The sequence below is a fragment of the Bacillus cereus group sp. MYBK79-1 genome (assembly GCF_051915365.1).
Lineage (GTDB): Bacteria > Bacillota > Bacilli > Bacillales > Bacillaceae_G > Bacillus_A.
Genome location: NZ_JBQAEO010000017.1, coordinates 59,658 through 75,804 on the forward strand (window position 1 = coordinate 59,658; position 16,147 = coordinate 75,804).

A 16,147-nucleotide genomic window follows, 5' to 3' on the forward strand; every position below is an offset into this window, starting at 1 on the left:
GTGAATATTTTCTTATCCAGAGAGGTGGAGGGACTGGCCCGATGAAACCCAGCAACCGCGATGCAGGTGCTAATTCCAGCAGAACATATTTGTTCTGGGAGATAAGACGAAGATATATACGTAACTTCTTCTTATCGGAGAGGTTTTTTTGTTGCAAAAAAACCGATTACGAAAATTTATATTAAGAAGAAAGGGGTTGCGCATTACTGTGACACTCGAAAAATACGTAAAACTGCGTAGTACAGTTTATGAATATATGATAGAGCAAGATAAGCCAATATCATTGTTAGATATTCAAGAACATATCGTTTCGCATCATGAAGGAAAATTCACGAAAAAGATGTTACATCAATTTTATTTATCAAGACTATTAGATGAACTGAAACTGGATGGGAAAATTACATTAGCTGATGAATATCTCTATACTGAAAAAGGGGTATTGTATAAGGCGGGAAAAGGGAGCTAAGCTCTCTTTTTTTTGAAGTATGTAGAGTAAAAGACTGCTTAAGCAGCCTGATACAGGGAATGGTGTTGAGTGTGTAGTGTCAAAGATTGAATGTGCCTGAAAGAGGCACTTCATATCGGCTGCAAATGAAAAGAGACACCTCCGCCGAATAGGTGTCAGTCATTTTGTCATATAGACTTGCTATTTGACAGTTATTAGAATAACATGCAGGGTTTTGGAAGTCAAAAGGGAATTAAAGGAAGAGGTGCTGTTATGTACGCTTACTTATTAAAAGAGTTATATAGGTATATTCCGAAACACATTATTGATAGAGGTTATGAATATTATGAAGAAGGACATGTAGAAGATGTTGAAATACATAATAATAAAGTATTTGCGTTTGTGACTGGTAATGCAGGAAATTATGAAGTAGTGATAGAAATGGAGGATTTTTCGGAAAGTAGCTGCGAATGTCCATATGAAAACTATTGTAAACATATGGCGGCAGTTGTTTATGATATTCAAGGTGCTGGTGAAAGTACGGTGAAAGAGAAACTGAAAGATTTAGACAAGGAAGAGTTACTTACAGTATTAAACCGTTTATTACAAAGTTCGAAAAACGTGCAAATTGTAGAGAAGATGTTAAAGAAGGGGAAACTTTAACTTATAGAGGGAGTTGTTTTGTAGTGAATGTACTAATTGTATACGCTCATCCTAGTCCTTCCAGTTTTAATGCGGCGATTTTAAAACATGTGCAAAAAGGATTACAAGAAACTAATCATTCGGTTAAGGTACTTGATTTATATAAAGAACAATTTGATCCAGTCCTTGTATTTAATGAGGAGAAGAAAAGACGTGATTTAGTAAATGAAGAAGAGACAGATCGGTATAGAATGTTAGTGGAAGAGGCGGATATGCTTCTCTTTATATATCCAGTATGGTGGTGGGGGATGCCTGCAATTTTAAAAGGGTTTATTGATCGTATTTTTGTAGCTGGATTTGCTTATAAATATGAAGGTGCTCTGCCGAAAGGATTATTGAAGAGGAAAAAAGCATGGGTAATTAATACGTTAGACTCACCGTTATGGTACGTCGCACTATTATATCGATCAGCAGATTGGATTATGATGAAAAGAGGCGTGTTACGCTTTTGCGGCATTCGCAATATAAAACGATCTGTTTTTCAATCTGTGAAAACGAGTAAACGAGAGAAGCGGGAAAAGTGGTTATTACAAATAGAAGAAAAGGCTCGTACATTATGAATGAAATGGAACGTATTATAAAGTGTTGTCAGTATGATAACGAACTTTTTCGTACATATATTACATGCTTACTTCAATTGAAGAAATGTAGTGAAACGTTTCAACAAATTCAAATTCAATTAAGAAATGATTATTTAATAAGAGGAATTTGTGAAAGAGAAGTTGATGAGGTAGTAAGAGGAAGTAAAGAATACGAAACATATTTTCTTCCTAAAGCGTTACAGTGGAATTTCTTGAGGGAAAATCCACATTTAATTGAAAAAGTATGTGAAGATTTTTTTGCATTTGAGGCATTACATCTTACGGACATAGAATGGAAGATGATTGTAAATTGCATGGGAAATAAAGTGAAACTTTAATCAGTGGGGGGTGTTTTCTCCCACTGATTATTAGTTGAACCAATCGGGCATTTACGGGCAGTTGATCTCCCGCCTAACTGCTTTGCTTCAACTGGATATAGTTGGGAGTTTTACTGCTCGTTAATGCGGGGTAAATAATTTATTATGTAAAAAAGCTAGTATAAAACTAGCTTTTCGTTTAAATAAATAAGAAGCATAGACTAATGATAAATCCTGCATATAGTAAGTTAACAACGCAAAATCCCATAATATCACGAGCACCTAAACCAGCTATCGCTAATGCCGGTAATGCCCAGAATGGTTGAATCAAATTCGTCCAAGCATCGCCCCACGCAATTGCCATTGCTGTTTTTGCAGCAGGTACACCAAGTTCAGCGCCAGCTGGAATCATAATGGGTGCTTGCACAGCCCATTGACCACCACCAGATGGAACGAAAATATTAACGATGCCAGCACTTAAAAAAGTGAAGAGCGGGAAAGTCGTTTCGTTTGAAATGCTAATAAAGAAATTCGAAATAGCTCCTCCAAGTGAAAGTCCTTCACTATTTGCTCCAATCATCATTCCCATAATTCCAGCATAAAACGGAAATTGAAGTAAAATACCAGAAGCACTTTTCGTAGAGTCTGAAAAGGCACGAATATATTGAATCGGAGTATGGTGGAAAATAAGTCCAGCAATTAATAACATAAAAATAACGATGTCTAGCGTAAGGTTAAAGCCTTTCGTATAAAAGTAATTGAAAATATAAATGAGACCTAACAATCCGACGCAAAGTGTAATAATGATGCTATTTTCCATTTTCTCAGCGAACGTATTGTTTCCTACTTCTTGGGCGGCAGCTTCTTCATGGAATACGCTAGGATCTACAGTTATCGTATGTTTTTCATCTGGATGCATCGCTTTATTAATGAGAGGCATCGTAACGAGAAAAATAATAACTGGCACAAGTGCGTATGGTGAGAATAACGTTTCTGTTATTGGAATTGCTTCTTTAATACTTCCAGCTGTCGTTTTAATTAACGTTTCACCGCCAGTTGCTAACGTAAGAGGAATAGAAGCAGAAAGCCCCGCATGCCAAATGAGAAACCCAGAATAAGAAGAGGCAATGGCTAGTCTATAATCTAATCCTTCCAGCTGCCGTGCCACTTCTTTTGCATATAAAACAGATACAACAATACCAAATCCCCAGTTTATGTATGCCCCTAGTAAACTTACAATTGAAATGGCAATAATACCTTGTCCATTCGTTTTTGGTAGCTGTGCAGCTTTCGTTAATCCTTTTTTAATAAGAGGCGCGTTTGCTAAAGCAGATCCTGTCACGAGTACAAGAGCCATTTGCATAGAAAAGGCGAGTAGTCCCCAAATTCCATTACCCCAATGATTAATCATTTCCACAGGTGTTTGGTGCGTTGCAAACATGCCGAAGAAGATAACAAAAACAGTTAATAAACATGATAAAATAAACGGCTCTGGCAAGAAACGTTGCACTAAGGCGACGCAACCATTTGTAAAAGAACGAAACAAAATAGATCAACCTCCTTATGTATGTGTATTACAATTATTCGGGGTTGATTGAGTAATACCCTTTAATATATAGAAAATTCAGATATTTTCGATAAGAGTAGTACCATCATCACCCTGACAGAAAAAGTTGCTTTTCCTCAATATGAAATATTGCATATAAAAATGAATTGATGCAAATGCAAAAGCTTATTATAATGAAAGCATAAATATACAACACATCTTAATGCAGCAAAGAGGAGGAAATAATATGGAAATCGCAATGGCAGTATTAAAATTTTTAGGTGGAGTAATTCCTTTAGTTCAAGAACTTTTAAAAGCGTTTATGTAAGTTTATTAGTTAGCTATCATGTATCCATCATTATTATATCTTATTAAAAAAGAACGGGGTGATTTTTCTGAACATTAAGAAAAATATCAAGAGAAGAAAGTTCCTTACATGTTTATTAGTTAGTCTATGCACGATTCATTATTCGTCTATTTCTTTTGCAGAAACAAAAATCGGTAATGCAAATGATATAACTAAAAATGCTAGTAGCATTGATACTGGTATAGCAAACCTTAAATATAATAATCAAGAGGTTTTAGCTGTAAATGGTGATAAAGTAGAGAGTTTTGTTCCGAAAGAAAGTATCAATTCAAATGGTAAATTTGTAGTAGTGGAACGCGAGAAAAAATCACTTACAACTTCACCAGTCGATATTTCGATTATTGATTCTGTGGTGAATCGTACGTATCCAGGAGCGGTACAACTTGCAAATAAAGCTTTTGCAGACAATCAACCGAGTTTATTAGTGGCTAAGAGAAAGCCTTTGAATATTAGTATAGATTTACCTGGCATGAGAAAAGAAAATACAATCACTGTCCAAAATCCAACATATGGTAATGTGGCTGGAGCAGTAGACGATTTAGTATCTACTTGGAATGAAAAGTATTCTGCAACACATACGTTACCTGCAAGAATGCAGTATACAGAATCTATGGTTTATAGTAAATCACAAATCGCAAGTGCTCTTAATGTTAATGCGAAATATCTTGATAACAGTCTAAACATTGATTTTAACGCGGTTGCAAATGGAGAGAAAAAAGTGATGGTAGCGGCATATAAGCAAATATTCTATACCGTAAGTGCTGAACTACCTAACAATCCATCCGATCTGTTTGATAATAGTGTTACTTTTGATGAGTTAACTCGTAAAGGAGTAAGTAATTCAGCTCCACCTGTCATGGTTTCAAATGTAGCTTATGGTAGAACGGTTTATGTAAAATTAGAAACAACATCTAAGAGTAAAGATGTACAAGCTGCTTTTAAAGCTTTACTTAAGAATAACAGTGTCGAAACGAGTGGACAGTATAAAGATATTTTTGAAGAAAGTACCTTTACTGCTGTAGTATTAGGCGGAGATGCGAAAGAGCATAACAAGGTTGTTACAAAAGATTTCAATGAAATCCGAAATATCATTAAAGATAATGCTGAATTAAGTTTTAAAAATCCAGCATACCCAATTTCATATACAAGCACTTTCTTAAAAGATAATGCAACTGCTGCAGTTCATAACAATACAGATTATATCGAGACGACAACTACAGAATATTCAAGTGCTAAAATGACACTTGATCATTACGGTGCTTACGTTGCTCAATTTGATGTATCTTGGGATGAATTCACATTTGATCAAAATGGGAAAGAAGTACTAACACATAAAACATGGGAAGGTAGTGGTAAAGACAAAACAGCCCATTACTCTACAGTTATTCCTCTTCCACCAAATTCAAAAAATATAAAAATCGTAGCAAGAGAATGTACAGGTCTTGCATGGGAATGGTGGAGAACAATTATTAATGAACAAAATGTTCCGTTAACAAATGAAATAAAGGTTTCAATTGGAGGAACAACATTATATCCAACTGCTAATATTAGTCATTAGGTTGGAGCAAAGCGCCCTGTTTATAGGGCGCTTTTTACTTGTTTGAAAGAATATCGGTGTTTTCAGATGTATTATAATCAATTCGCAAATCTTGTAATTATATTTTTTAATGGCTGTAATTGCATTTCCCATTATTAAATCCTATAAATTTAGCCTATCTTAGGTTGATAGTGATGCATGGTGCCTCCATGTATATAAATGCATTTTGTCGAAATTATTAAAAAGGGGAATTTTTCTATTTGAAGAACTAATAATTGATTGTCAATATGTATTAGAAATCTCAATCTAAACTAAAGGAGAACAAAATGGGACAAAACAATAAGGGCTTTTCTGAAACAGGATTGCGCAAAATGCGCAATATATTGGCGCGGCATGTCGATTCTGGAAAGATTCCTGGGCTCGTCGCCTTAGTCAGCCGAAACGGCGAGACGCACGTCGAAGCGCTTGGAACAATGAGGCATGATGGTGGTGCACCAATGCGTCGGGACACGATTTTTCGATTGGCGTCCACTAGCAAGCCAATCGCAGTTTCACCGGTAATGGTTTTGCTCGATGAGTGCAAACTGCATTTAGACGACCCAGTAGACAAATGGCTACCGGAACTCGCCGACCGACAAGTGTTGAAACAGCCCGATGGCCCGCTAGAAGAGACCGTCCCAGCACGGCGTCCTATCACTGTACGAGACTTGTTGACCTCAACATTCGGGCTCGGAGTGGATCTCACGTTGATGGGTTCTCCAATCATGAACGCGTTCTTCGAGAGTGGGATATTCGACACGCCAGGGCAGGATATGCCCGATCCAGATGAGTTTATGCGTCGCTTAGGTGCACTTCCGCTAAGCTATCAGCCCGGAGAGCGGTGGCAGTATCATATCAGTATAGAAGTAATCGGCGTTCTTGTCGCCAGGGTCACGGGTCAGACGTTCGAGTCGTTCTTGCACGAACGCATATTTGATCCACTAGGAATGAAGGACACTGGATTCTACGTACCTCAGCTCAAGATTGACCGGCTTCCACCAGCCTTCAACCCCAATCCGCAAACAGGTGAATTCATCGTGTGGGATGAGGGAGCGGGTGGACGTTACAGCAAACCTCCAGCATTCCAAGCAGGCGGTGGTGGGTTGCTTGGAACCGTCGACGATTATCACGCGTATTTGCAGATGCTTTTGAATAAAGGGATGCACGGCACTAAACGGATCTTGTCTAGGCCTGCAGTCCAGCTGATGACCACCAACCGTCTTACTCCTGAACAACAAGTATACCGAGACGATTTGGCCAAAAATAACGTCCATTTGTCGTTCGGACAAGGGATCCAAGGTGGCTGGGGCTTTGGGATGGCGGTACGTACCTATCTTGGAGACTACGCGTCTATCGGTCAATTTGGCTGGGATGGCGGAACCGGTACTTCAGCTTACGCTGATCCAGATAAACAGTTTATTGGAATTCTGTTCACCCAGGTTGGGATGTCCATTCCGGCCCCATCGCATCTTATCCAAGACTTCTGGACCACGGCTTACCAAGCGATCGAAGACTAGGGTATCGTTTAAAGGAAAACGCCAAGACGGATAGTACGATCGACATCATGGTTAAAAGTTAGGATAGGACCGTGTTGGAAGTACTGCGGTAACAGTTGGGCATTATTAATAATAGCACAACAAAAAATCCTCTTGGATGCAAGAGGATTTTTTTATTGGGAATAGTAAGGACGAGAGGAGGTGCATTACATATGGGAAAAGGTAGAAGTAATAATGCTGGTAAAAAGCAACCGAATTTCGATGATTCATCTAATTTCGCTAAACAAAGCCAACCGACAGAAAAGAAGAAGAAGTAAAAAAAGGATCTCTCTTGATAAAGAGAGATCCTTTTTTTAATATATTGACGTTTCGGCACAACATATCGATTGCTCAACCAAATAGTCATTATAGTCATTCATGCAAGGCTTAAACTCCTTCGAATGGAAGTTAATTTAATATTATTGTCCTGCTTTTTATAATGCTTATTCACGTTTACCTTATTTAAAAAGCCAATAAAAAAAAGACACGTTTCCTAAATAAACGAGCTCTTAATGGAGTATTATCTTTATTTTGAGCATTTAATAAAATTCTCCAATTTATATTTTACTCTAATAGTCTATGAAATTTAATTAATTAAATGTAAAATTTACATAGTAAGTTATAAGAATCTATGAAGAACTTTAAATATATTATTCTACAATTAGGCCAAATTATAGAGTGCAAGTTCTACTAGGTTTAAAACTATTGAGAGACATGAGGAGAGGATTACATTGACTATTTATGAGCAATTCATAGAGGCTCTTAAAGAAAAAATAGGCGATACTGTAACATCGGCAGAGATAAAGGACAGATTAATAACAAAATTTAATACGAAACCGGGGAGTATTAATCCTGCTGATTATTGTTATAACCGTTATAACAAAGGGAGAGCTGTTAATAAAAATCTGTTTATATATATAAATAAAAAAACTTACAGATATGTAGGTGAAAATTATCCTTATACAGGATTAGTTTTTCACAAACCTAAAGGGCCAGATTGTGAATATGTTGTAGGTGAGTGGGAGAATGGGAAACTTCTTTTCTATAAGGAAAAAATAGGAATCTCACAAATTAAAAAATTATATGAGGCATACTTTGAAATGTTACGATTTGAAATGAATGTTCTTGGTTGTAAGGCGACTGAATTAAGGCATCTTATAGGTCGTCTAGGTGAATTTTTTTGTGTTCTTTACACAAATGGTGAGCTATCCAAAGTGACGAATCAGCATGGATATGATGTCATTAAAGATGGGCGAAGAATAAGTGTTAAAACAACTGCCCAAGAAAAAGGATTTATCACGATCAATCAAAACACATTTGACCAATTGGATGATTTCTTCGTAGTTCAGTATAAAGATGATGATTTGAAACTATTATTTTATGGGCCAAAGGAAGAGATTCCATCGCTTAGACCATATGGGAATACTTATGAGGTTGATATCTCTTCTTTAAAGAGAGTAGAAAAGACACTCCTATAAGGGGGTCTTTTTTATACTTTTTTTAGCAGAAGCAAGCAGCTCCAACGATGATTAATAAAATAAACAATACATCTAATAAAGAAAATCCTTCAGAAAAACCGCAACTACCGCTAAATCCCATAATAGTTCTTCCTTTAATAAGAGGGAACAATAGGGGGATGCTCATGTATTTACATTCTAAACAAAAACATATTTGGAGCCACTTTGCGTTCTTATCATTAATTTTAACTTTTTGTTCAGGATTACAAGCTCTAGCATTTTGGACAATCCGTTTAGATTTCGATATTTCTTGGTGGATTCCTAATTTATATTTATTAGTTTACCCATGCTTCTTTTTAAAAAGTGTTTGGAGAGAGTGTGGATGGTATGAGACGAACATGAGAAAAGAATTCATTTAATATAAGAAAGATAGGATTTTTAAGTACATTTGAATTCTAGATTCTACAACATTTCAGCTTCAAGATCAGTTTTTTCACTAGCCATACAGCAGAAGTCAAAAGGGGAGTTAAACAATTTTGGAATGAAGATAGCCGGTGTTTCCTTAACGTAGGAAACATCGGCCTGTATTATTTATATTGAGTTAGTTTACGTTTCTGGAATAATTGTAATAGCGACAGTCCGAACTGGGGCCTCTTTTTCGTCGCCTTTACTTTGTGTATGGTAGTATTTATTCATTAATTCGTTAAGTTCGTTTTGAAAGCTCATAAAGTGTTCTGCATCGAGCATTAATTCCACAACAGAAAAAGTAGCATTATCTTCTTGACTGTTTTGTTCCTCTAATTTCTTAAGGTAACTTTGATATTGTGTCATAAGTGATAACTGATAATAGGAAATGTAATTTAACTTTTCATCATCAGATAATCCTTTCCACTCACTTCCTTCAATTTTTGCATCTTCTTCATTGATTGCGTAATATTTTTCAGAAACAGATTTTACCTTTTTTTCGTTAATTACATGGACGATACCAGAATCAACCATAGTTTGTAGCTGTCTATATAGTGTTGCTTGTGGTACATTTTTAATGATTTTTACCATTTCTAATGGTGTTAGTCCATTTTCTTTATTTCTCATTAATACTTGGCAAATCTTCATTCTTACTGGATGCATTAAGACTTCAACTTTATTACTCACTATATATCACCTTATTCATTATTTATTCTCATTATAAATAATGAGAATAATGTTTGCAATGCATCTGCTCTTGATTTATCATTATTATTATCAATAATGATAATGAGTTAGGAAGGAGTGATAAAAATGCAACTACATTATGGATGGAATGATCTTAAAGACATGGATATTATGGCGTTTCTCCCGATCATATTGCCGGTTATTGTAGTCGGGGCACTTTTAGTTTCCATTGCATTAATTGATTTATACCGAAATAGAAAAACAAGAAAAAATGTACTTGTATGGTCGCTAATTATTATTTTCGTTAACGTATTGGGACCTATTCTGTACTTTGTTATAGGGAGAAAGGACGGTGAGAAATTATGAAATTAGAGATTAGAAATGTAACAAAATCATTTAAAGGAAAAATTGCTGTCAATAATTTCTCGATGGAACTGCAAACAGGGGAATGTGTAGGGTTAATCGGACCAAATGGAGCAGGGAAATCTACATTAATAAAAGTGATTTCAGATCTTATTAATCCAGATGTTGGTGAGGTGTTATTGAATGGGATAAAAATATCAAAAATGAAAAGGGAAATTGGCTACTTACCGCAATACCCTAATTTTTTTCATTGGATGACAGCGCGAGAAACTCTTATGTTTATGGGGCAAATTTCAGGGATGAAAAAAGAAGTATTGTCAAAGTCGATACCAGAAATTTTGGAGAAAGTTGGATTAAGTGGAGAAGAAGGTTCAAAGGTGAGTACCTTTTCTGGGGGAATGAAACAAAGACTCGGTATTGCACAAGCATTATTACATAAACCTTCGCTTATTGTAATGGATGAACCAGTATCCGCATTAGATCCAATAGGCAGAAGGGAAGTATTAAATCTGATTGAAGAAATAAAAAAAGATACGACTATTTTATTATCAACCCATATATTGAGTGATGCAGAAGAAATCTGTGAACGATTTGTCATGATTAAAGATGGAACAAAGATAGAAGATACAACAATTACTGAGCTTTTACACCGCAATAGTGAAAATAAATTAATCATTGAAATTACAGCTAAAGACCGAAAGTGGATTGACGTTGTAAAAAATTTTCCCTATGTGAAGGATGTAGAAGTGATTGGACGTAAAGTCAAAGTGAAGGTTGAGAGTATCGAAATAAATAAAAATATGTTACTGCAAAATGCACTCGAACATAAAGTGAACATCGTTAAATTTGAAATGAGCAACGATACTTTAGAAGAAATTTTCTTGAAATTGGTGGTGCAAAAATGAATAACTCAATGATATTGATAAAAAAAGAATGTGTTCAAATGTTACGTGATTTTAAGATCATTTGGCTACCAATTGTTTTTATATTTTTAGGTGCAACACAGCCAATAGTAACTCATTATTTACCAGCAATTCTAGAAGCATTAGGTGGGGGACAGGGAATTAACATTGATCCGAGTATGACAGCACAAAAAGGAGGCGAAGTACTAGCGAGTACTTTAGGGTCTCAGTTTGATCAGCTCGGACTTATGATTCTAGTAATCTCTATGATGGGTGCCATTCAAACAGATAAAGCTAACGGTATGTTAGCCTTTATTTTAACAAGACCTGTTACGGTTACTTCGTATATAGCTGGGAAAATAGTATCAAATTATGTAATAGTAGCGCTTAGTGTAATGATTGGATACTTTACTTCTTATCTATATACAAACTATCTTTTTACTGTTGTTCCATTTTTGCACATGATTACTGGATTACTATTTTATTTAATTTGGGTTCTTTTTATCGTATCTTTCACAACTATGATAAGTGCTATTTTTCACAGTCAAGGTATTATTGCGCTAATTTCAATTGCTTTTCTTTTAGCTTGTAGAATAATCGTCGGTTTGATTCCAATAATAGATCAGGTTAATCCAGCCAGTATGAGTAAACATGCAATGGAAATGTTAGTCACAGGGGTATTGGATACACCCGCAATGGTCAATGTACTACTAACGATTATGTGGATTTTATTGACGCTCTTCGTAACAAATTATTGGATTGCTAATAAAAAATTCACGTATGAATAAGCAGAGGATAACTATGATGAGGGGATTTATAAAATAAACACCCCAATAAGAAAAAGCTTCCACTACTGTGGAAGCTTCTCTAAATGATGGGCAATATCAATATACATATTTGAGTAAACTGAATGTATTTCATTACTTGGCGTAGCGTTAGAAGAGAAGTGGACAATGACCATATTTGCTTTCGGATCGATGTAAAGTGTTTGTCCGTAACTACCTAACACTTCAAAAGCACCTTGTTCATTGTGCGGAATCCACCATTGATTATGATAAGAAATGGAAGTGCCAGGGCCAACTGCAAGTTCACCTTCTTGGACATTTTTTATATCTTCAGTAATAGAAGAAGGGAGAATTTGTTTTCCGTTATATTCCCCGTTGTTTAGTAGTAATTGCCCGAATCTAGCCATATCTCTAGCAGTTGCATTTAAGCCAGCGCTTGCTTGTTCTATTTTTGTTTCATCTGTAACGTAATACGCGTTTTCTTCCATACCAATTTGAGACCATATGCGTTCGCTAATATTTTCTGCTAATGATTTACCCGTGATCGTTCGAATAACCCAAGCGAGTGTTTCGGCTGATCCGTTATCGTAAGAAAAATTGGAACCAGGCGGTGCAGTTTCTTCCGCTTCTCGTAACATATCATAAATCTTCATTGGACCTTCGTAGTTTTTGCCCCGAGGTAAAATATTGCTCGCTAAATATAGTTGTGCATCTTGATTTTCTAACGCTGGATGTTCATATCCGTGAGTAGGGTACTGTGCAGAAACTTGCATATCCATTAATTGCTGAAGCGATGCATTACCGAACGGTGTATTTTTTAATTCTTTTATATATGTGTCAGCTGTTTTTTCTAAGTCAATACGGTTTTCTTCAGCGAGAGATTGTATAATTGCACCGGTAAAGACCTTTGCTAATGACGCCATGCCATGAGGTTTACTCTCGTTATATTCATTGAAATATCGTTCATAAACAAGCTGTCCATTATGTACAACGACAAAAGCATCTGTTTTATTATCGTCTAAAAGTTTTTTTAGAGGAGTCGTTCCAAATCTACGCTCCACAGTAAAATCGTCTAAGTTTTGCGATGCAGTAGGGAAGTGGAAAACGTGATCCGGGTTATTTTTCACCTCGTTAATTAAAGTGAATTCTTTCATATGTGTATACGACCAACGTAAGTACGGGTCATCTAACCAATTTTTCTTCGTCACGTTATTTTTCGATGGGATTGTTTTATTATGTTTGAAGTATGTAAAACCAAGCCCTGTAATTACAAATATGAATGTGATTATGAGTAAGAGTAGGGGAGATTTTTTAAGTTTCATAGGGGTCCCTCCTTTTTATTTCTATTATAAGTATACGCTTCTAGTGAAAGAAATACAAAATAAGGAAAGTAAACGGGGAAGTTTACTTTCCTTATTCGTATTAAGCGGAAACTTTTCCGTCTGTAAGTTGTTTCTTGAATTTTTGTTTTCGTCCGTGTAATCCATAATAGAGAAGTAAAGTGAAAGCAACGATAATAGCTGCGATAAAATACATATTATGATAACTTGATTTCGCTGCGACGATACCTAAAATAAAAGAACCAAAACCGAGACCACTATCAAAGAATGAGAAGTACGTAGCTGTCGCAGAACCTCGTCGATGGTTTGCAGCGGCAGAGATCGCAATCGTTTGGAAACTTGGAATTAATGTCCCGTAACCTAAACCGATTAACATACCTGCGCCAAGGAACCAAAACGGAGTTTGCGCTTGGCTTAAAATGAACATCCCAATTGTGAAAATAATGATAGCTGGGTAAACAAGTACATTTTCACCGAAGCGATCAAAAATCTTTCCTGTAAATGGACGAGAAATTACAACAACGAGTGCGTATACAATAAAGAAGTAACTAGCAACTTCTCCTAAACCGATCTCTTTCGCATAAATAGGAATAAAGGATAAAATACCACTATAAGAAAAGGCTAAAACAAATCCTGTCAGAGCGATCGGAATAGAGGATGGTTCAATTAAGTCCTTCCATTTCATTTTTTCTCGTTTTTGTTTGCTTACTGGCACTTCATGCGGAATATTTACAAGTAGTCCTAATAAAAATGCAAGCAATGAAAATACGGAACAAACGATAAATAGTACAGTAAATGAAAAATGAGAAATGATTGTTAAACCTAAAAAAGGACCAATTACCATCGGCAAACTCATGAATACGCCGAAATAGGCAAGTGCTTCGCCTCTTCTATGAGCTGGCGCAACATCTGTGACAATCGTACCAGTTGCAGTTGTTGCCATACCGAACCCAATACCATGCAAGAAGCGAAGGGCAAGTAATAAAAATAAACTTTGTGCACCGAAATACATAACAGTAGCAGCTAAAAATAATGACAGTGAAATAAATAAAATTTTCTTTCTCCCTAATTCATCGAGCCATTTTCCTGTAAATGGTCTACATAAAACAGATGAAATAAGAAAAACAGTTGCAACTAAACCAATTTCCTCAGGTTTTCCTTTTAGACCGTCTATTACATAGACAGGCAGAGTAGTCATAAGCATATAAAATGTTAAGAAGAGAAATAGACTACTAAAACAAGTTCCGAGGAAATCCTTCGTCCAAAGTTTTTCACTTTGCATTGTCATCCCTCCAATTTAATCTAAGTTTTTAATAATTTGTTGTAACACTTGAAATGCTTGATGTAACTCATCTTTGTTAATACCATCTAGCGTTGTTTCTTCAAAAGTATCAACTTCTTCTTGCCATATCGGAATCATTTTTATCGCTGTTTCTGATAAAGAAATGAGTTTCTCACGGCGATCTTTTCCTTCAGTACGAATAATCCAACCCATCGTCTCCATACGTGTTAACGTACGAGTCATCGTTGGTGATTCAACATTTAAATACTGACATAATTCTGTTTGTGTACAAGAACCGGTTTGATTAATGCGGAAAATAACAGCCCATTGTGCACTAAATAGCCCAGTTGGAGATACGCGTTCATTAAATTTTTTTGTGAATTTTCGAGAAGTCTGGCTGACAATGTGAAAAAAATGTTGTTTTTCGTCCATATAGTTAGATCCTTTCAAATTAGTTACCTAGCTAACTATATCCTTTTTTATTATAATTGTCTAGTAATAGACATGTTGATTTATGTAAAAAATTCGTATAGCTTTTTTGTTGAGAACATACATTCTGCATGTTATTCTTTAAGTAAGTAAAGAATTTTCTTTCTATTAAAAAGAATGGGGGAACTTGTGATGATTAAGCCTGCAACAATGGAGTTTGTTTCACTATCGAACGGAGAAACGATTGCGTATCAGGAAGTTGGAAGGCAAAATACAGAAATTCTTGTACTCATTCACGGGAACATGACATCGTCACAACACTGGGATTTAGTTATTGAAAAACTGCAAGATCAATACCATATTTACGCTCTTGATTTAAGAGGATTTGGCCAATCAACATATAATAAATCGATAGATTCATTACAAGACTTTGTAGGAGATGTAAAACTATTTATCGATCAATTAAAACTAGAGAAATTTTCATTAATGGGCTGGTCAATGGGCGGTGGTGTTGCGATGCAATTTACAGCGAATCATCCAACATTTGTCGAAAAGTTAATTTTAGTAGAATCAGTGGGCATGAAGGGATATCCAATTTTTAAAAAAGATATTAACGGGCAACCGATTGTATCAAGTTTAGTAAAGACGAAAGAAGAAATCGCGCAAGATCCCGTACAAATTGCTCCAGTGCTAGATGCGATAAAAAATATGAATAAATTATATTACCGTACAGTATGGAATCTATTAATATATACACATAATCAACCGGAACCGGATCGTTATGAAAAGTATTTAGACGATATGTTAACGCAGCGTAATTTCGTAGATGTGAATTATGCGCTCATTACATTTAATATTTCGGATGAACATAACGGAGTTGTAGAGGGAAATAAGAAAATTCATCATATTAAAGCTCCGACACTCGTCATACAAGGTGACAGAGATTACGTCGTACCGCAAGTAGTCGGTGAGGAATTAGCAAAACATTTACCGAATGCAGAGTTGAAGGTGCTAGAAGATTGCGGCCATTCGCCGTTTATTGATTGTTTAGATGTATTTATAAAGCATGTAGAGGACTGGTTAGAATAGAAACAATCCCCGAAATGAAAGGTATTAGGGGAGATTATCCATGCATCATCCGTTCTTCATTGCACATTCGCCATATAATCATCATGTATATACAAAAATGATGATAGCTCCGCTGTATATGCAAGTTTCACCAGCTGTAGTTCCTTTACAACTGCAATACCCGCAGCCACCAATCGCTAGTGCACAGCAATACGCGTATGAAACTGCTTTTTATAAACATCCGTATTTCAAGCAATTCCATAATAATGTGAAAGCACAAGTTTGGGAAGGATAAGAAGC

General features: G+C 35.9%; 18 protein-coding genes, 1 pseudogene and 1 riboswitch. Of the genes and pseudogenes, 13 read left to right on the top strand and 6 right to left on the bottom strand.

The window, feature by feature from the left end; genetic code table 11:
• Nucleotides 1–9 precede the first annotated feature (9 nt).
• A riboswitch (SAM riboswitch) is annotated at nucleotides 10–108 on the top strand.
• Nucleotides 109–148: 40 nt separating this feature from the next.
• The 4 genes from ACTFOB_RS21840 to ACTFOB_RS21855 all read left to right on the top strand — a co-directional run bounded on the left by ACTFOB_RS21840 (nucleotide 149) and on the right by ACTFOB_RS21855 (nucleotide 2,066).
• Complete coding sequence (locus ACTFOB_RS21840; protein ID WP_033656149.1) at nucleotides 149–466, top strand: hypothetical protein; 318 nt, start codon at nucleotides 149–151, stop codon at nucleotides 464–466.
• A gap of 252 nt (nucleotides 467–718) precedes the next feature.
• Entirely contained in the window at nucleotides 719–1,108 is a 390-nt protein-coding gene (locus ACTFOB_RS21845; RefSeq protein WP_440028935.1) for an SWIM zinc finger family protein, read from the top strand.
• A gap of 23 nt (nucleotides 1,109–1,131) precedes the next feature.
• Nucleotides 1,132–1,707, top strand: coding sequence for an NAD(P)H-dependent oxidoreductase (locus tag ACTFOB_RS21850; protein WP_440028933.1), 576 nt, complete (start codon nucleotides 1,132–1,134; stop codon nucleotides 1,705–1,707).
• Nucleotides 1,704–2,066, top strand: a complete 363-nt coding sequence (locus ACTFOB_RS21855) for a group-specific protein (protein WP_440028929.1) — start codon at nucleotides 1,704–1,706, stop codon at nucleotides 2,064–2,066. The genes ACTFOB_RS21850 and ACTFOB_RS21855 overlap by 4 nt, the downstream gene beginning before the upstream one ends.
• Nucleotides 2,067–2,244: 178 nt before the next feature.
• On the opposite strand, the gene ACTFOB_RS21860 is transcribed toward ACTFOB_RS21855, so the two are convergent.
• Nucleotides 2,245–3,591, bottom strand: coding sequence for a short-chain fatty acid transporter (locus ACTFOB_RS21860; RefSeq protein WP_440028926.1), 1,347 nt, complete (start codon nucleotides 3,589–3,591; stop codon nucleotides 2,245–2,247).
• 386 nt (nucleotides 3,592–3,977) lie between these two features.
• Between ACTFOB_RS21860 and alo the strand changes: the two genes are divergently transcribed.
• From alo to ACTFOB_RS21875, 3 genes are all read left to right on the top strand, one after another.
• Nucleotides 3,978–5,516: an anthrolysin O/cereolysin O family cholesterol-dependent cytolysin Alo gene (gene alo / locus ACTFOB_RS21865; RefSeq protein WP_440028923.1), complete on the top strand. Its 1,539-nt coding sequence runs from the start codon at nucleotides 3,978–3,980 to the stop codon at nucleotides 5,514–5,516.
• A gap of 305 nt (nucleotides 5,517–5,821) precedes the next feature.
• Entirely contained in the window at nucleotides 5,822–7,051 is a 1,230-nt protein-coding gene (locus ACTFOB_RS21870) for a serine hydrolase domain-containing protein (protein WP_440028920.1), read from the top strand.
• Between the two features lie 749 nt (nucleotides 7,052–7,800).
• Nucleotides 7,801–8,547, top strand: coding sequence for a DUF7225 domain-containing protein (locus ACTFOB_RS21875; protein WP_440028918.1), 747 nt, complete (start codon nucleotides 7,801–7,803; stop codon nucleotides 8,545–8,547).
• A 22-nt stretch (nucleotides 8,548–8,569) separates the two neighbouring features.
• Here ACTFOB_RS21875 and ACTFOB_RS21880 read toward each other — a convergent pair whose 3' ends face one another.
• A complete protein-coding gene (locus tag ACTFOB_RS21880) occupies nucleotides 8,570–8,668 on the bottom strand; it encodes a YjcZ family sporulation protein (RefSeq protein WP_429608009.1) in 99 nt (32 codons plus the stop codon).
• A 43-nt stretch (nucleotides 8,669–8,711) separates the two neighbouring features.
• On the opposite strand from ACTFOB_RS21880, the pseudogene ACTFOB_RS21885 reads away from it, so the two are divergent.
• Nucleotides 8,712–8,945: pseudogene (locus ACTFOB_RS21885) on the top strand (DUF5360 family protein); the annotation flags it as partial.
• 187 nt (nucleotides 8,946–9,132) lie between these two features.
• On the opposite strand, the gene ACTFOB_RS21890 reads toward ACTFOB_RS21885, so the two are convergent.
• Complete coding sequence (locus ACTFOB_RS21890) at nucleotides 9,133–9,678, bottom strand: transcriptional regulator (protein WP_440028914.1); 546 nt, start codon at nucleotides 9,676–9,678, stop codon at nucleotides 9,133–9,135.
• Nucleotides 9,679–9,804: 126 nt separating this feature from the next.
• On the opposite strand from ACTFOB_RS21890, the gene ACTFOB_RS21895 reads away from it, so the two are divergent.
• The 3 genes from ACTFOB_RS21895 to ACTFOB_RS21905 are packed head-to-tail and all read left to right on the top strand — an operon-like array spanning nucleotide 9,805 to nucleotide 11,731.
• Nucleotides 9,805–10,044, top strand: a complete 240-nt coding sequence (locus ACTFOB_RS21895) for a PLD nuclease N-terminal domain-containing protein (RefSeq protein WP_440028911.1) — start codon at nucleotides 9,805–9,807, stop codon at nucleotides 10,042–10,044.
• Nucleotides 10,041–10,946: an ATP-binding cassette domain-containing protein gene (locus tag ACTFOB_RS21900; RefSeq protein WP_440028907.1), complete on the top strand. Its 906-nt coding sequence runs from the start codon at nucleotides 10,041–10,043 to the stop codon at nucleotides 10,944–10,946. The genes ACTFOB_RS21895 and ACTFOB_RS21900 overlap by 4 nt, the downstream gene beginning before the upstream one ends.
• A complete protein-coding gene (locus ACTFOB_RS21905) occupies nucleotides 10,943–11,731 on the top strand; it encodes an ABC transporter permease (RefSeq protein ID WP_440028904.1) in 789 nt (262 codons plus the stop codon). The genes ACTFOB_RS21900 and ACTFOB_RS21905 overlap by 4 nt, the downstream gene beginning before the upstream one ends.
• Nucleotides 11,732–11,793: 62 nt before the next feature.
• On the opposite strand, the gene ACTFOB_RS21910 is transcribed toward ACTFOB_RS21905, so the two are convergent.
• The 3 genes from ACTFOB_RS21910 to ACTFOB_RS21920 form a co-directional block, all read right to left on the bottom strand.
• Nucleotides 11,794–13,050: a serine hydrolase domain-containing protein gene (locus tag ACTFOB_RS21910; protein WP_440028901.1), complete on the bottom strand. Its 1,257-nt coding sequence runs from the start codon at nucleotides 13,048–13,050 to the stop codon at nucleotides 11,794–11,796.
• A gap of 100 nt (nucleotides 13,051–13,150) precedes the next feature.
• Nucleotides 13,151–14,350: an MFS transporter gene (locus tag ACTFOB_RS21915; RefSeq protein ID WP_151634614.1), complete on the bottom strand. Its 1,200-nt coding sequence runs from the start codon at nucleotides 14,348–14,350 to the stop codon at nucleotides 13,151–13,153.
• Nucleotides 14,351–14,365: 15 nt separating this feature from the next.
• On the bottom strand, nucleotides 14,366–14,782 hold the full coding sequence (locus ACTFOB_RS21920; protein WP_440028897.1) for a MarR family winged helix-turn-helix transcriptional regulator: 417 nt from the start codon (nucleotides 14,780–14,782) through the stop codon (nucleotides 14,366–14,368).
• 174 nt (nucleotides 14,783–14,956) lie between these two features.
• Between ACTFOB_RS21920 and phaZ the strand changes: the two genes are divergently transcribed.
• Together phaZ and ACTFOB_RS21930 are read left to right on the top strand one after the other, a co-directional pair.
• The gene (gene phaZ, locus ACTFOB_RS21925) at nucleotides 14,957–15,868 is read left to right on the top strand and encodes an intracellular short-chain-length polyhydroxyalkanoate depolymerase (protein ID WP_440028894.1); all 912 of its coding nucleotides are present in this window, start codon (nucleotides 14,957–14,959) and stop codon (nucleotides 15,866–15,868) included.
• Between the two features lie 40 nt (nucleotides 15,869–15,908).
• A complete protein-coding gene (locus ACTFOB_RS21930; RefSeq protein ID WP_151634620.1) occupies nucleotides 15,909–16,142 on the top strand; it encodes a hypothetical protein in 234 nt (77 codons plus the stop codon).
• Nucleotides 16,143–16,147: the final 5 nt, after the last annotated feature.

What these genes read in the sequence shown, in the direction of transcription:
- ACTFOB_RS21905 (WP_440028904.1), top strand. Translation starts at nt 10,943, where the DNA reads ATGAATAACTCAATGATATTGATAAAAAAAGAATGTGTTCAAATGTTA.
- ACTFOB_RS21845 (WP_440028935.1), top strand. Translation starts at nt 719, where the DNA reads ATGTACGCTTACTTATTAAAAGAGTTATATAGGTATATTCCGAAACAC.
- ACTFOB_RS21915 (WP_151634614.1), bottom strand. Translation starts at nt 14,350, where the DNA reads ATGCAAAGTGAAAAACTTTGGACGAAGGATTTCCTCGGAACTTGTTTT.
- ACTFOB_RS21895 (WP_440028911.1), top strand. Translation starts at nt 9,805, where the DNA reads ATGCAACTACATTATGGATGGAATGATCTTAAAGACATGGATATTATG.
- ACTFOB_RS21855 (WP_440028929.1), top strand. Translation starts at nt 1,704, where the DNA reads ATGAATGAAATGGAACGTATTATAAAGTGTTGTCAGTATGATAACGAA.
- ACTFOB_RS21910 (WP_440028901.1), bottom strand. Translation starts at nt 13,050, where the DNA reads ATGAAACTTAAAAAATCTCCCCTACTCTTACTCATAATCACATTCATA.
- ACTFOB_RS21900 (WP_440028907.1), top strand. Translation starts at nt 10,041, where the DNA reads ATGAAATTAGAGATTAGAAATGTAACAAAATCATTTAAAGGAAAAATT.
- phaZ (WP_440028894.1), top strand. Translation starts at nt 14,957, where the DNA reads ATGGGGGAACTTGTGATGATTAAGCCTGCAACAATGGAGTTTGTTTCA.
- ACTFOB_RS21920 (WP_440028897.1), bottom strand. Translation starts at nt 14,782, where the DNA reads ATGGACGAAAAACAACATTTTTTTCACATTGTCAGCCAGACTTCTCGA.
- ACTFOB_RS21930 (WP_151634620.1), top strand. Translation starts at nt 15,909, where the DNA reads ATGCATCATCCGTTCTTCATTGCACATTCGCCATATAATCATCATGTA.
- ACTFOB_RS21870 (WP_440028920.1), top strand. Translation starts at nt 5,822, where the DNA reads ATGGGACAAAACAATAAGGGCTTTTCTGAAACAGGATTGCGCAAAATG.
- ACTFOB_RS21880 (WP_429608009.1), bottom strand. Translation starts at nt 8,668, where the DNA reads ATGGGATTTAGCGGTAGTTGCGGTTTTTCTGAAGGATTTTCTTTATTA.